The 14,366-nt window shown below is 57.9% G+C and carries 11 protein-coding genes and 1 pseudogene; 10 read left to right on the forward strand and 2 right to left on the reverse strand.

What is annotated here, in order from left to right:
- The 10 genes from WBG04_RS21800 to WBG04_RS21845 form a co-directional block, all read left to right on the forward strand.
- Nucleotides 1-2,844, forward strand: a 2,844-nt coding sequence (locus WBG04_RS21800; protein WP_424316978.1) for an outer membrane beta-barrel protein, incomplete at its 5' end; no start/stop codon positions are given.
- Between the two features lie 56 nt (nucleotides 2,845-2,900).
- Nucleotides 2,901-4,676: a T9SS C-terminal target domain-containing protein gene (locus tag WBG04_RS21805; RefSeq protein ID WP_424316980.1), complete on the forward strand. Its 1,776-nt coding sequence runs from the start codon at nucleotides 2,901-2,903 to the stop codon at nucleotides 4,674-4,676.
- A gap of 168 nt (nucleotides 4,677-4,844) precedes the next feature.
- Complete coding sequence (locus WBG04_RS21810) at nucleotides 4,845-5,600, forward strand: DUF3450 family protein (protein ID WP_424316982.1); 756 nt, start codon at nucleotides 4,845-4,847, stop codon at nucleotides 5,598-5,600.
- A complete protein-coding gene (locus WBG04_RS21815) occupies nucleotides 5,597-7,039 on the forward strand; it encodes a MotA/TolQ/ExbB proton channel family protein (RefSeq protein WP_424316984.1) in 1,443 nt (480 codons plus the stop codon). The genes WBG04_RS21810 and WBG04_RS21815 overlap by 4 nt, the downstream gene beginning before the upstream one ends.
- 3 nt (nucleotides 7,040-7,042) lie before the next feature.
- The gene (locus WBG04_RS21820; RefSeq protein WP_424316986.1) at nucleotides 7,043-7,663 is read left to right on the forward strand and encodes a MotA/TolQ/ExbB proton channel family protein; all 621 of its coding nucleotides are present in this window, start codon (nucleotides 7,043-7,045) and stop codon (nucleotides 7,661-7,663) included.
- A gap of 18 nt (nucleotides 7,664-7,681) precedes the next feature.
- Nucleotides 7,682-8,092, forward strand: coding sequence for an ExbD/TolR family protein (locus WBG04_RS21825; RefSeq protein ID WP_424316988.1), 411 nt, complete (start codon nucleotides 7,682-7,684; stop codon nucleotides 8,090-8,092).
- Complete coding sequence (locus WBG04_RS21830; RefSeq protein ID WP_424316990.1) at nucleotides 8,089-8,745, forward strand: energy transducer TonB; 657 nt, start codon at nucleotides 8,089-8,091, stop codon at nucleotides 8,743-8,745. The genes WBG04_RS21825 and WBG04_RS21830 overlap by 4 nt, the downstream gene beginning before the upstream one ends.
- Nucleotides 8,742-10,265, forward strand: a complete 1,524-nt coding sequence (locus WBG04_RS21835; protein WP_424316992.1) for a tetratricopeptide repeat protein — start codon at nucleotides 8,742-8,744, stop codon at nucleotides 10,263-10,265. The genes WBG04_RS21830 and WBG04_RS21835 overlap by 4 nt, the downstream gene beginning before the upstream one ends.
- An 8-nt stretch (nucleotides 10,266-10,273) precedes the next feature.
- A complete protein-coding gene (locus WBG04_RS21840) occupies nucleotides 10,274-11,569 on the forward strand; it encodes a porin (RefSeq protein ID WP_424316994.1) in 1,296 nt (431 codons plus the stop codon).
- An 11-nt stretch (nucleotides 11,570-11,580) separates the two neighbouring features.
- Nucleotides 11,581-12,174 (forward strand): hypothetical protein, encoded by a 594-nt coding sequence (locus WBG04_RS21845; RefSeq protein WP_424316996.1) that lies wholly within the window; start codon nucleotides 11,581-11,583, stop codon nucleotides 12,172-12,174.
- 78 nt (nucleotides 12,175-12,252) lie between these two features.
- On the opposite strand, the gene WBG04_RS21850 is transcribed toward WBG04_RS21845, so the two are convergent.
- Nucleotides 12,253-13,245 (reverse strand): hypothetical protein, encoded by a 993-nt coding sequence (locus WBG04_RS21850; RefSeq protein WP_424316998.1) that lies wholly within the window; start codon nucleotides 13,243-13,245, stop codon nucleotides 12,253-12,255.
- A 67-nt stretch (nucleotides 13,246-13,312) separates the two neighbouring features.
- A pseudogene (locus WBG04_RS21855) lies at nucleotides 13,313-14,366 on the reverse strand (U32 family peptidase); the annotation flags it as partial.

Raw genomic sequence — 14,366 nt, forward strand, 5'->3', positions numbered from 1 at the left:
GATGGCCTTCCACAGGGGGTCTACACCGTCGAAGCCCTCAAGCTCGGTTATTCGATGGGGTCGGCATCCGCCAGTCCGAGACCCGGTGTTCCGGCTGAGGTGCGGATTGCGCTGACGATCAAGCCGAGCGACTCGGGTGACAGTGAGTTCGTTCTCGCTGAGGAAACCGTGGTCGGGGAATACAATGAATCGGGCCAGGGCGATTTCGAGATGAGCATCGATCTCGGGAACAACCTTGTCTCAGGTCTCGACAAGAGCGAGTTTACGGCAGCGGGAATTAGCGATGCGGCTGGGGCGGTGTCGAAAATCGCTGGTGCCAACATTGTCGGCGGACGATACGCGGTGGTTCGTGGTCTCGGGGATCGCTATTCGAACACTTTGGTTAATGGAGCCCTTATCTCCAGTGCGGATCCTTCGAAGAAGGCGGTGCAGTTGGATCTTTTCCCAAGCGATCTCCTTGAGTCGATCAACATCTTCAAGACCTTCACCCCGAACATGCCCGGAGAGTTCGCGGGAGGGCTTGTCGCTATCGAAACCCTCTCGTTTCCGGATGAGCCATTCCTTGAGGTGGAATACGGGATCGATTACAACTCGAATTCCGATACGGGCAATTTCTGGGCGGCGCCTGGGAGCGACCTCGGCTTCCTTGGAAAGATCGACGTCGGCATTCCGGCGGCGGTCACTCCGCTGATTGATGGTGGACTCGCTCCCGGATCGACCTCGACGCGTCGTCCGTCGCCGACGAACCCTGCCGCCAATCAAGCGATCGAGCAGTGGAGCGCCCTCCACTCAAGTGCGGGGATGAAGCCGATACTCCGTTCACCTGAGTTGGGTCAGGACCTCAGTGTCGCTTTCGGGAAAACCTTCGATTTTGAGAATGGTATCGAGCTCGGTGTCGTTCTGTCGGGAGTCTGGACGGGTGGCGATGATGTGAGGGAGGACGTGCAGATCGGCCGCGGCTTCAGTCCGGGACCCGACCAGATGCCCGGAACTGGTGATGACTTTCTTTTGAGGACGCAGATTGAGGACCAGTATGCGGCTTACGCAGGATACGGGCTTCTGGGTTCAATTGGAATGCGGTTTCAGGACCGACATGAGATCGGCTACACCTATTTTCAGAACCATCTTGGCGAAGATCAAGTTACACGAGCGAGCGAAGTTGTTATTGATGGGGAGGGACGGACGGGTTTCATCGGAGCGGATGCGACGGGTTTTGGTGCCGGTGCCTACGTCAGTGAGGGCATTGACGGTATCGATCCACTTCAGCGGACGCTGACCTTGAATCAACTAACAGGCTCTCATGAGTTTGGTGACATCGACAATCCGATCGAGGTCAGCTGGGCGGTGTCGAGAAGTGATGCGAACGAAGAGCGACCTCAGTCGAGCACCCTGTACTCTCAGGACCTTGATTTCGCTGATCCACGGATTGAGACGGAGCTGGGAGAAGTCTATAAGCCCGAACTCGGGATCGTAAGGACTTCAGGCGATGTCTATGACAGTAATCCCGCGCTGGTCGTGAGTTTCCGGGAGAGTCTCGAAACGTTCGAGGAGGCAGGGAACGAGCGATTGGATCTGACGATCCCTATCTGGAATAAGGATTCGGGAGACTACTTCAATCTATCTGCTGGTGGATCGCATTTCAATCGTGCCCGAGAAGTGCGAGGCAGGCTTTTCACCTATAGGATTCCCAGCAATCTGAATCGACGTCTGATCAACGAAGACGGAGGTGAGTATGGCGTCGAATACTATGATGCCTTTGACTCTCTCGAAGATCCGTCCGGTGACCCCAAGTTTACGGGTTGGGCGAACAATGGCCGGGCTGACAACATCTACATGACCGAGGAGAGCACCAGTGGCCGGACGGTGCGAAATGTCGATGCGGAGACGGACCTGATGGCTGCCTACATCATGGCTTCGACCCGTCTTGGTCGCTGGGACCTAACCGGGGGCTTCCGCTATGAAGGAGAGTCCCGGGGTTACTCGGTTCTTCCGGGACTCAATCCGGGATTCGCCGTAGGTAGTCCGCCTCCCGAAGAAAACAGCTATCTTCTCCCGGGCATACTGATCAACCGGACATTTGGCCGGGATGACGAATTTGATGTGACTCTCGGATGGTCAAAAACCGTCGCCAGACCGACCTTCTATGAATTTGCTCCAACCATTACGGAGGATCAGGCGACGGGTGACATCATTGAGGGTAACCCCGACCTCAAGGACACACAGATCACCAACTACGATCTGACGTTTGGTTGGAGGCCGACGCCCGATTCATCGATTGGGATCAGTCTGTTCAACAAGAACATGAAGGATCCGATTGCTCAGGCCTACAACCTTACAAGGAAGACCTGGGTCAACGGGGAAGAGGGGACCCTGCAAGGTGTGGAGTTGGAGGTCAGCAAGAATTTCCTCACCTATTGGTCCCTGAGTTCGAACTTCACCTACATTGATTCGAGTCTCGTCTACCAACAGACCATCGGTGCCAACTCGAGAACCATCCAGTCAACCTTTGAGGGGCAGCCGAATCATATTTTCAACCTCAATCTCGGATACGACAACGAGGAGACCGGCTGGGCGGCCAACCTGATCTACAACTTCACGGGATCCTACCTCACGGGGGTCCCTCTGAGTGACGTCGATCCGCCGATCAGGCGTGAGTCGTTCGATCTCCTCGATCTGGTCATTCGGAAGCAGTTCGATATCTGGGAGGGTGTCGGAATCGTCAAACTAAAGTGCGGGAACCTTCTGGACTCCACGGATACTCAGGTCTTTGACGGGACGAGTGAGATCTATGAGTCCTTCCGCCCCGGTCGGAATTTCAGCCTCTCTTTCAAATACGAATTTTGACTCCGCCCTCCGCCTGAGGGTGAAAGTCCCAAACCATCAATCCCATACAACAACACATGAACCACCAAAAGAAACTACTCGCGCTCTGCGCGTTGCTAGGCTCTCCAGTCGCGATGGCCGCCGATATCACCGTGAGCGGTGATATCGCCGCCAACACGACCTGGACGAGTGACAATGCCTACATCCTGAACAAGGTCGTCTTCGTGAAGCCAGGAGTGACCCTGACGATTGAGCCGGGAACCAAGATCTACGGCACGCAGGATACGAGCGTGACTCCTTCAACCTATGGATCCCTGGTTGTGACCCGCGGTGCGACCCTGATCGCCGAAGGAACCGTGAATGAACCGATTGAATTCACCGCCCTTGAAGAGCGCGACGGATTTGATGATGACGATGATCCGGGCACACCCAATGTTGCCCCCGATCCAGCTCTTGGTGACGGTGGATTCTGGGGTGGCCTGGTGATGCTGGGTGCGGCACCGATCAACTACTATGTCGGTGGAGTGAACGTGAACGAGAACGACATCGAGGGTTTCCCCGGTGGTTCCGGAACGGACATCCTCTACGGTGGCAGTAACCCGACGGACAGCAGCGGAAAGCTGAAGTATGTGTCGATCCGCTTCGGTGGATTCGAGTTCGCGGCGAACAAGGAAATCAACGGCCTGACCCTCGGAGGTGTGGGATCCGGCACGGAGATCGAATACGTCGAGGTGTTCTCGAATACCGATGACGGCGTCGAAATCTTCGGCGGAACCGTGAATACCAAGCATATCGCGGTGGCATTCTGTCAGGACGACAGCTTCGACCTGGACGAAGGCCATCAGGGGCATCACCAGTTCTGGTTCGCGATTCAGAACGAGGACGACAGCCTCGGTGACAACCTCGGCGAATGGGACGGTGGCAACGGCAATATCCTCAATGGGACGCCATACAACCTCGTGCAGGTCTACAACTCCACGTTCATCGGGAGCAGCAATGCCACCGCAACCGGCAATGACGGGATCGCAATGGAGAACAACTTCGCCGGCACGCTCGCCAACTCGGTGATCACCGATGTTCCTGATGATGCCATCAGGGACAAGAGCGACGGCGTTGGTGATCCGAAACCGGTTTTCCTCAGCAACACCTGGGGCATTATTGGGGACGCAGCGCTTCAGGCTGTGATCGGAACGGGTGTGAATGGAGATTCCGATCCGGCCGAAGGTATTCAACTCGACGGAATTCCGAATGGCTCTGGCAACGGTTCCATTGGTGTGGATCCGATGCTCATTGGAATCAGCCGGGAGGCAGATTGCGGTCTCGATCCGCGTCCACAGATCAGTAGTCCGCTCCGCAATGCGGTGCTTGCCAGTTTCCCTGGCTCGGCTCCGGCCGGATTCTTTGAGTCGGTCTCCTACCGGGGAGCCTTCGGTGACAGGAACTGGTTGAACGGGTGGTCGCACCTCTACCGCGCAGGTTACCTCAGCGGCTTGCCTGATGGTGGATCGCAGGTTTCCAGCGGCGGTGGGAGTCTCACCGATACCGATGGTGATGGCATCTCCGACGAAGTCGAAAACGCCAACACCGATCTCGGATTCGACGCGAATGTCAGCAATGGAACGCCATCGACGGTATTTGGTGACCTCTTCACCGAGGACGGTATTCTCGATCTCGTGACTGGTAGCCAAATCATGATCCAGGGTGGAGGTGCCGGCCAGCCGGTGACCCTCAGCCTTCCGCTCTTCCGTGCGGGAGATCTCAGCGAATTCACCCCGGCACCTGCGCTCGACGCGACCTTCACCGGTTCGGGTGAAGCCGAGTTCTACCGGATTCAGGTTTCCGGTGCCGAGTAAGCCATCATAGGCCCAGTCCCTATCTGCCGCCCGGCTCGAGAGAGCCGGGCGGTTTTGCGTCCGGGCCCGGCCATCTGACGAAACCGTCACATCGGGGCCATCGGAATGTGTCGGTGACAACCCTTCTATTCCGGCGTTGCCGCCATGCGCTCATTTTTCCCACTTTTCATGGCCCCGTTGCTCCTCGCATCACCTGCGTTTGGAGACGAAACGGGGTCTCAAACCGAGAAACTGAAGGATTCGATCCGGGAGTGGATCGAGACCACCAGGGAAATCCAGAAACAAGAGGACGACTGGGATCGGGACAGCGAGGTGCTGCAGGGCCACCGCGATGGTTTGGAAACCGAAATTGCGGATCTCAAGGAGCAGATTGAATTGGCCAAATCCAGCAAGGGCACGGCTGACAAGAAGTCGCTGGAAGCGGTCGAGAAGTATGAGGCGCTCAAGGACGCCAACGATCTGCTGAGTTCCAGACTTGCCGAGCTTGAGATGGCGATGGTCGAACAACTTCCCCTCTTTCCGCCGCCTCTCACCAAGGATCCTCGCGTGGCTCAGATGATTTCCGATGTGAAGGCTTCCGCGGCCAAGGGTGACAAGAGTGAGCAAGGGGGCAATGCGCGTCTCAACACGGTGCTCAACCTGATGGCCGCCGCCGAGCAGTTTCAGGGATCGGTCCATCCTGATAGTGAGAGTCGCAAAGTAGCCGACGGCCGCGAACTCAAGATCAACATGGTCTACTTCGGTCTTTCGACCGCTTATGGCGTCGACGAAGCGGGTGAAGTGGCGTTCGTCGCCAAGCCGGGGCCTTCCGGCTGGGTCTTCGAAGAGAACAACGACCTTGCCCCGCAAATCCGAAATTTGGTCGACGTCATGAACGGTGATGCCGATGCCAAGTTTGTCTCTCTTCCCATCAGTCTCCCATGAAGTCTTCAATTCTAACAGGCATCTTGTCCCTGTTGATTCTCTCCGCTTCATCCCAGGCCCAGTCGGGTGGAGATGCGGCCGTCGCATCGGCGCGCAAGGAACTCGATGCCACCTCACGCGAGTATCAGGCGATGCGGACGGCGCTCTATCGTGAGATCAACACCCTCGACGATGAAGTCATCAAGCTTTCGCGTGAATTGAAGGATCTCGAGCGGGAGGAGGCGATGCGGACGAACAAGCTGCGCACGACCGAGCGCAATACCCAGATCCTGCGCGCCAACTTTGACTATGCGGTCGGAGTGCTGCGTCAGTATGGCGACAACCTGACCAACCGCCTGCACGCGGCGGAGAACCAGCTCTATCGTGACGACCTGCTGGCGATTTCCGAGGCGGCTCTGGCGGCCAAGGATGATCCCAAAAAGGAGATGGAAGAGCGTCTGCAGGCACTCGAGATCGGACTTGGACGTCTGCCGAAGCTTGCCGGGGGTCAGAAGTTTGAAGGCAAGGCGATGCGCAACGGCACCGAGGCCAAGGAAGGCGAATTCCTATTGATGGGTCCTGCCGCCTACTTCCGGGCAAGCGACGGGACCTTCGAAGGTGTCACGACCTTTGAAGAGAACAACACCGGGATTCCCACTGCGGTCGGCGTGAAGGTTTCTGATGATGGTGTGATCACTTCGGCGGTTAGCTCGGGTGCGGGAATGTTGCCCTTCGATCCGACCCTGGGAAAGGCGCTCAAGGTCGAAGCGGCCGAGGAGTCGCTTCTCGACGTGATCGAGAAGGGCGGCATCGTCGGTCACGCCATTCTCCTGCTTGGTGCCGTCGCGCTGGGGCTGACGGTATTCAAGGTGCTGGAAATTACGAGATTTCCCGTACCTTCGAGAAGGCGGATCAACGAGATCATCGACGACCTTGTTTCCGATCGTCAGGAAGCGGCGAAAGAGAAGGCGGCGTCGCTCAAGGGACTTTCTGGTGACATGGTCAGAGTCGGTGTGGAACGCTTCTATGAGAAGCGTCGGGTGCTTGAAGAGGCGCTGTTCGAGAAGATGGTGGCGATCAAGCCACGCCTCGATCGCTTTCTGCCGTTCCTCGGCCTGACGGCTGCCGCTGCGCCTCTGATGGGTCTGTTAGGAACCGTGCTCGGAATCATCAAGACCTTCAAGGCGATGGCTCTCGATTCCGGGAACAAGCAGGCCTTTACCGTTGGTATTTCCGAAGCGCTGATCACCACTGCCGAGGGCCTGGTGGTTGCGATTCCGGTGTTGGTGCTGCACGGCATGATGAAAAGTCTTTCAAAGGGCAAGTTCAGCGAGATCGAATCGATTGGTATCTCCCTGATCAATGGCACGACGGAACTCGACAGCAAGGAAAAGGCTGCGATGGGCACCGACGACAGTGGTGAGGACGAGGATACCGAACTGCTTCCCAATCCCGCCTAGGCCATGTTCATTCTCGCTGAAAGCAAAGGGATGGTGACCGAGGTGCTGGAAATTTTCACTTCCGGCGGTTGGATCATGTTCATGCTTGGGAGTGTGGCATTCATTCTCTACGCGACGGCATTTGCCGCCTTCGCCTACGTAAATCGAGGCAACCTGACGGGGAATGATTCCCAGAAGTGGGCCAAGTGGATCGAGCAGCCGGATTCGGCCGAGGGTCGGATGGGCGAGGCTCTTCGATATGTTCTTCACGGCCCGAAGCTGACGATCAAAACGGTGCAGCGCCGCTTTGCTGAGGTAAGGCTGAACCTCTTGTCGGCGATCGACCGAAGACTTCTTGTGGTGAACACGCTGGTTGCTGCAGCTCCCCTGGCCGGGCTCCTGGGCACGGTCATGGGGATGCTGACCATGTTCAACGGGCTTGCCCAGGGCGGAGGCGCCGCCGCGATGGCCCGTGTGGCCGACGGGATGAAGGAGGCGCTGATCACGACCCAGACCGGGCTGACCATCGCGCTGCCCGGTCTATTCATTGCGCTGATCGTGAAAGGCAAGCGCGACCGCATTTCCGCTGCCTTGACGCAGCTCGAAAGCCAGATCCTCTGTGCGCGGTTTCAAAACGAAAGTTAACACCCAGGTCATCTCATTATGTTTGGAAGAAGTATCGGAGACGAAGCGGATGAAGAGGTTCACATCGACCTCTCACCGATGATCGATTGCATCTTTATCCTGCTGATCTTCTTCATCGTCACGACGGTATTTGTCGACGAGACCGGGGTGAAGGTGAACAAGCCGGACTCGGGAGGGGCGGCCAGCGCCCTCGACAGCAACAGCATCCTGTTGGCGGTTACGGCGGAAGATAAGGTTTTCTACTCCGGTGAAAGTATCGGGGTTCAAGGGGTCATCAGTAAGATCAAGCCGAGCCTTGTCGAGACGCCGGACATGCCGGTGATCATTCAAGGTGATAAAGAAGCCTCGCACGGCGTCGTGCAGCAGGTCCACGCCCAGGCGATCCTCGCCGGTGCTCAGAAGGAGCGCATCTCCGTTTCGCTGAAGTGAGTAAACCACGTCATGTCTACCGACCACCGCGCGGACGCTATTCCGGGATCTTCGCGATCATCGGTGGCGTCATCGCGACCTTGGCGGTGTTCATTGCGATTCCCCTTTCCCAGAAGCTCGCGGACATGACGAGTCCTCCGCCGATCGCCATGCCCGAGCCGGAGGCCGTGCCACCGCCGGAGCAGGAGCTCGTGGTAGAAGAACCACCACCTGAGGAGCCGGAGGAGGAGCCGCCCGAGCCACCTCCCGAGTCGGCCCCTGATCTCGAGATGGCCTCGTTGGATGTCGATCTGACTGTCGGCCCGGGTAGCGGGGTGTCGCTTGTGATTCCCACCTTTGCCATGGCTGGCGGCGATGACCCGTTCGGAAGTGGTGATCTTGAAACACCCCCTCAGCCGACCGTCAAATCCCAACCGGTCTATCCCAGCAGCCTGCTCAACAAGGGCATTGGCGGCAAGGTGGAGATCGCCTGTGTGATCGATGCGAGTGGCGCGGTGTCCGGGACCAAAGTGCGCAAGTCTTCGGGGAACAGCGCCCTTGACCAAGCGGCATTGAAGGCGGTGAGGAAGTGGAAATTCAAACCGGCCGTCCGCGGCGGCAAAAAAGTCAAGTCGACCTGCGTGGTACCATTCAATTTCGAAATCAAGCGATGAGAGCGATCAACTCCCAACATCCATGGCGTGCCATGGGTCCATTTCTTTCCGTGCTCCTGCTGGCGGCGACTTCGCTTTCCGCTATCGCCGAGAAAATCATTCCGCCACGCAATTTGTTCCGCGATCCGGAGTTCGTGCGCGACTTTGTGGGGAGCTATGGATTCCTCTCCGATATCGAACCGAAGGTTTCGCCGGCCGAGAGTCGCATGCTGGTGAAGATTCGTGAATTGTTCGAAGAAGGGAAGTTCAAGCAGGCGGAAATGGATCTGGTGCGTTTCATCAAGGACACCGAGGCCCCGACCGATCCTGAGCAGGAGCCCCAGGAAATCAGTGCCGCCATGGTGTTCGTGCTCGGTAACCTTTACTTCAGTGCGGATCGCAAAGAGGAGGCGCGTCGGGCCTTTCTGGAGGCGATCCGCCGCTTTCCGAACTTCCGTCGTGCCCACGTCAATCTCGGCTACCTTTACATTTCCGATGAGCAGTTCGACAAGGCGATGGCTCACTTCCAGCAAGCCGTTTCGCTGGGTGAAGGGAATCCCCGGGTCTTTGGTTTGCTTGGATACACCTATCTCTTGAAGGAGAAGCCACTGGCTGCTGAGAACGCCTATCGTCAGGCCTACCTGCTCGATCCGGACTCGCGCGACTGGAAACTGGGTCTCGCCCAAACTTTGATCCAGCAGGAGAAGATGGAGGAGGCAAGTGCGCTTCTCGGGACCTTGATCGAAGAGTATCCGGAAGATCGCGATCTCTGGTTGCAACAGACCAACGCGCTGCTGGCACAGGAAAAGAAGATGGAAGCCGCTGTCAATCTGGAGGTGTTGCGGATGAAGGGGCTGGCGACGGAGACCGAACTCACCCTGCTCGGCAATCTCTACATGGATCAGGAGGAGCCGCAGCTCGCGCTCTATGCCTACACCGCGGCGATGAACAAGGGTGAGAGCTTCAACATCGAACGGTCCCTCAAGGCGGCGAGAATTCTCAATGACTATGGTTATCCCGAAAAGGCCGAGGCTTTCGTGGTTCAGATCCGTGCAAAGGCTGGTAGCAGCCTGAGCGACGCGGATCTGACATCGCTTGAGCTGGTCGAGGCAAAGATCGCGCAATCGGCGGGTGATCTCGCCCGAGTTGGCGAGCTTCTTGAAGGTCTCGCTGAACGTGATCCGACCAATGGTGAAGTGCTGACCGAGTTAGGCAATTATTACGGCACTTTGGCCAAGACCGAGGAGAACGAGGATCGACGCGCTGAACTGATCGTCGATGCCAAGACCAATCTCCAGATTGCCGCCGGCATCGAGCAATCCGCCTACGCTGGAAACCTGGCGCTCGGGCAATTGCTCGTACGGGAAAGGCAGTATATCAAGGCGATGCCGGCGCTCGACAAGGCGGTCGAACTTAAGCCGAGTGACAGCCTCAAGAATTATGTCAGCCGGGTCCGGCGGGCGGCCGACCGCGAACAACAACGCCTTGAGCGCGAGGAAGCCGAGCGCGAGGCCAAGAAACAAGAAGACCAATCGGAATGATGAAAAGCATGAAACGATCACTGTTCATCGCCCCGTTGATGATGATTTCGCTGCCTCTCGCGGCGAATGACGCGCTCGATATCCTCGAGGGAAAGAAAGACATCAACGAGATCGAGCTGCCGCCATTACCTGAAGAAGAGGCGACCCAGCGGGGGGACCAGGTGACCTTTGTTCCTCCGGAGTGGGCGCCAAGTCCGCTCGACCCGATCTGGTCGCGGGCCGTGCTTTACGAAGACAACAGCAACCCCTGGGTGCAGCAGCTTGCGGTCATGGGTTTGTTCGAGGCCGGTGGTTCGTGGGGCACCGCCCAAGTGAATGGAGGCAGGGACGTCGATCTAAGTACCACCCGGACCCGTCGGGCGCGGCTGGGTGCACGCATGCGCGCATTTGGAAATACCGAGATTGAGGCGGTGGCTGAATTTGCCGGTGATGAGGAATACAAGCGGATCGTGGACTTGAAGGCGAAGACCCAGGTTCGGCCGAACTATTATTTGAGCTATGGCAAGATGCGTCCTCGTTTTGGAATCGAGCAATCGAAGGATCCGCAGCAGCTTCTCACGCCCGAGCGGACCCTGCTCGCCAACATGCTGAGCCCGGCCAGCACGCTCGGTGTGAGCTTGTCCCAGGAATGCGCGCCGTGGGACTGGAGCATCGGATGGTTTTCGAGCGATCAAGATCGCTACATCCCCGGAATCCAGGGAAGCGGCTTCCTTGCAGGAAGCCTGGCGTATGAAACGGGTGAGGCCTTGAGTGGTGGTGGCGCGATGCGCAGCCGCTGGCACCTTGATTACATCTACAACATGGATGGCGACAAGAGTCGCTCGATTCCCCGCTACAATGTGGCGGGTGATCGTTCGGCCAATGGCAATCAGGTGATCGCGAGGAATCCCTCTTTTCGTCATATGCTTTCCACCGGCATCCAGCTTGAAGGCGAGCTGTTCGCATTCGAAGGGGACTTCCAGCTGGCGAACGGCGACGTGAATGCCTGGGGATTGACCCTGACGCCGAGCTATTGGGCGGTTCCCGGTCTGTTGAAAGTGGTGGGCCGGTATCACTACGCTGATACCGATGAACCGTCGGCGCTGGTCGGCGGACTCGGCACGGGGAGTGATCCCTTCTTTGACAGCTCGCCGATCTTCGTCGGTGACGAGTTCCACTCCTTCTACCTGGGGGCCAACCTCCATCTCTATCAGGACAAGCTGGTGCTGCAGAACGGTCTCGAGTATTCCCTCATGAACGACGATGCCAATGGTTTCGAAACCGATGCCTGGGTCTGGCATGCTTCCGCCCTCCTGTCATTCTAACGATCCATTCGATGAAACGATATCTGATGATTCTAGTAGTTTCATGCCTTCCTCTGAAGGCGGTGGAACTGGACACGGTCGCGATCGGTCGCGACCTCAACGGCTGGCAGGCGGGTGATGTCGCCTGGTTTGGCACGGACGGCCTGAGTTTCCGTGCCTACAAACCCGGAATGCGTTCCTTGGAGAATGGCACAGTGGAAATCGTGATGAAGGTCGAGCAGGTCCAGAAGCGTGTGGCGGTCTATTCGGCGGATGTCCGGATGGTGGTTTCCGATGATGGTCTGGTGAGAATCGTGGAAATTGATGGCAAGGTGGACGGGGTCGAGTTCTTCGGTGGTGAAGTGCTACGACCCGAGCCGGCCACGGTCGGTAGTGAGGAGGAGGGTCAAGCGGTCGATGTGACTCCGGTAAACGCGGAGCAGGAAATGAAGCAGGAATCGGCTCAGTTGCTGGACTCGGCGATCGAGAAGGCCCGGAGCGGCAACAAGGTCGTCCTCCGTGATTTCAGCTCACGATATTTCACGACAAAGGCCGGCGAAACGGCAGCGCTGGCGAAAGCGACCGGCCTGGTGGTGAACAGTTTGTTTCGCCGGGTGCGGCCTTGAGCTGTGGGGAGGCTGGCGACTGAAAGTCGCCTCGCCCGGTGATGGCGCTCGTGGAGAGCGTCACTCCCTTTCGGAAAGTTATTCGGGGTTCTCGGCGAGCCACTTCTCGCGGGCGGCGAGGTTTTGCTTCATCGCGAGGATGGTCTCCCGTTCGTCGACTGCTTCGTTGAACTTCTGAATGATCGACCACTGGTCGTTGGCCACGTCGCCACGAGCGTTTTGGAACATCTGCAGAAGGTTGTCGGCCGTATTCTTGTCTGTTGGCTCACCACTTGGATCCGTTGAAGGCATGGTAAGCTGCATCAACTCATTCCGGCGGCTTTCAAGACGGGCATCGAGGCGCCCGAGCTCCTGCTCCTGGATCGACTTTTCCGCGGCGCTCATTCTCTGGTTCTTGATCGCTGCAGCGATTTGCATGCGCTGGTTTTCAAGGTCCGAGATGTTGGACTGGAGAGCCTTTCGGAGTTCGTCGATTTCAACCTTGGTGGCCGACTGCTGACGCTGGTTCTGCCTCCAGGCACTGCTGATTCGGCTATTCTCCTGATACCAGCCGTTATGGTAGGACTCACTGTCCGCCTCGTATTTATCAACGTCCTTTCCGGTGGGCATGGACTTGGCAAGTTCGACGATCTGATCGACGCGCTTTTGAATCCGCGCATCGACCAATCCCATCTCTTTGGTCAGGGCGTCCTCCCGGGCGGCATCGGCATTGGAATTGCCGTCCTGTGTGAGGCGGTTGTAGATTTTCCGACGTTCCGTGGCGTAGGATTGAATGGATTTACGCAGGCCTTCGATGACTTGGGATTTGAGTTGGGAAATTCGGGTCTTGGACGATTCGGAATCCTGCAAGCCCGTGAGGGAGGCGACGAATTTATCGATTCGCTTCTCAGTTCGTGCATCAAGGGTCCTGATGTCCGAAACAAGTTCGTTGAGGCGTTCTTCGCGCGCTTCGATGTTCTGCTTGAGCTGAACGACCGAGGCTTTCTTCTCCGCCAGGGTCATGGTGTCGGTGGCGGTTTGGGCGTTGAGAACCTGGAGGGCAAGTAGCGGGATGAGTGCAAGGGCTTTCATGGGAGGAGAAGTAGCATGAGGAGTAGGGCGAGGCAACCTTCGGCGAGTCGAAGCTAGTCATATCATTCTAAACCAGCGTTCCTTCGGTGACACCGAGTTTCTCGAGTGCCGTAACGTCTTCCAGCAGGCGGGTGGAGTCGCTTTCGCCACTGAGCAGGCGCTGGTAGGCGCGGATGGTGGATTCGGCGGTCGGCCGATCCTCGTCGAGGAGCTCGATGCGGAAGCGGGAGAGCCCCTTTTCTCGAAGGGCTTCGTAAAAACGGGCACCGGTCTGGGCGCGACCGTTGAAAAGGGTGTTGCGGCAGCCGACGTCGGCTTGGAGGCGGTGGAGTTGGCCGACGCGGTCGCGCAGGTGGACGACGTGTTTTTCGCAGGGGCGGCCGCAGTCCTTCCAGGTGGTGCCTTCGCTGAGGAAGGTACAGAAGACGCAGTGCTCCATATGAAACATCGGCATGTGCTGGTGGAGGGAAATCTCGAACCACTCGGGCGGGGCGAGGGTGAGGAGGTCGAGGACTTGGGAGATGTTGAGGTCGTAGGAGATCGTGAGCAGGTCGAGGGTGGCGTGCTTTTTGAGGAGGGCGGCGGTGATGGGGTTGGCGACGTTGAGGGAGAAGTCGCCGACTTTGATGAAATCGCTACGGTGTTTGTAGTATTCGAGGGCAGCGAGGTTGCGCAGGAGAAGTCCGTCGGGTTCGGCGCGTTCGATAAGTTTGAGATATCCCGTTTCGCCGGGCTTGAGGATGCGCGGGGTGGCCAAATGGATGGTCGGTGGTGGATTGGAGTTGTTGGATTTACTGGCGCGGACGAGGTCGACGGCGTCCTTGTAGCGGCGCGGGTCCTCGAAGTCGCAGTAGATGGTTTCAGCTTCGGAGCAGAGCGCGGCGGAGACCTGGTCGAGGGTGCGGCAGAGGATGGAGAGCGCCGCCTTTGGCGGAGTGCCGAGTGCCGGGTAGTCAGTGATCAGTGGCAGGAGATGGTGGTGGGTGGTGGAGGACGGAGTTGATGGAGAGGGCGAGAAGCCCACGCTCCCCTGCTGGAGGCGGTCCACGAGGTCGCGGCGGAGCTGGTTGAGGGCGGAGAGCGGGAAGTGGCAGTCGCCGATGAGTTGGTTGTCGAGCGAG

It is taken from the genome of Haloferula sp. (assembly GCF_049672945.1).
In the GTDB taxonomy this organism is placed as follows: Bacteria; Verrucomicrobiota; Verrucomicrobiia; order Verrucomicrobiales; family Akkermansiaceae; genus Haloferula.

Coding starts and splice junctions, on each gene's coding strand:
- WBG04_RS21805 (WP_424316980.1), top strand. CDS start 2,901: ATGAACCACCAAAAGAAACTACTCGCGCTCTGCGCGTTGCTAGGCTCT.
- WBG04_RS21810 (WP_424316982.1), top strand. CDS start 4,845: ATGGCCCCGTTGCTCCTCGCATCACCTGCGTTTGGAGACGAAACGGGG.
- WBG04_RS21815 (WP_424316984.1), top strand. CDS start 5,597: ATGAAGTCTTCAATTCTAACAGGCATCTTGTCCCTGTTGATTCTCTCC.
- WBG04_RS21820 (WP_424316986.1), top strand. CDS start 7,043: ATGTTCATTCTCGCTGAAAGCAAAGGGATGGTGACCGAGGTGCTGGAA.
- WBG04_RS21825 (WP_424316988.1), top strand. CDS start 7,682: ATGTTTGGAAGAAGTATCGGAGACGAAGCGGATGAAGAGGTTCACATC.
- WBG04_RS21835 (WP_424316992.1), top strand. CDS start 8,742: ATGAGAGCGATCAACTCCCAACATCCATGGCGTGCCATGGGTCCATTT.
- WBG04_RS21840 (WP_424316994.1), top strand. CDS start 10,274: ATGAAACGATCACTGTTCATCGCCCCGTTGATGATGATTTCGCTGCCT.
- WBG04_RS21845 (WP_424316996.1), top strand. CDS start 11,581: ATGAAACGATATCTGATGATTCTAGTAGTTTCATGCCTTCCTCTGAAG.
- WBG04_RS21850 (WP_424316998.1), bottom strand. CDS start 13,245: ATGAAAGCCCTTGCACTCATCCCGCTACTTGCCCTCCAGGTTCTCAAC.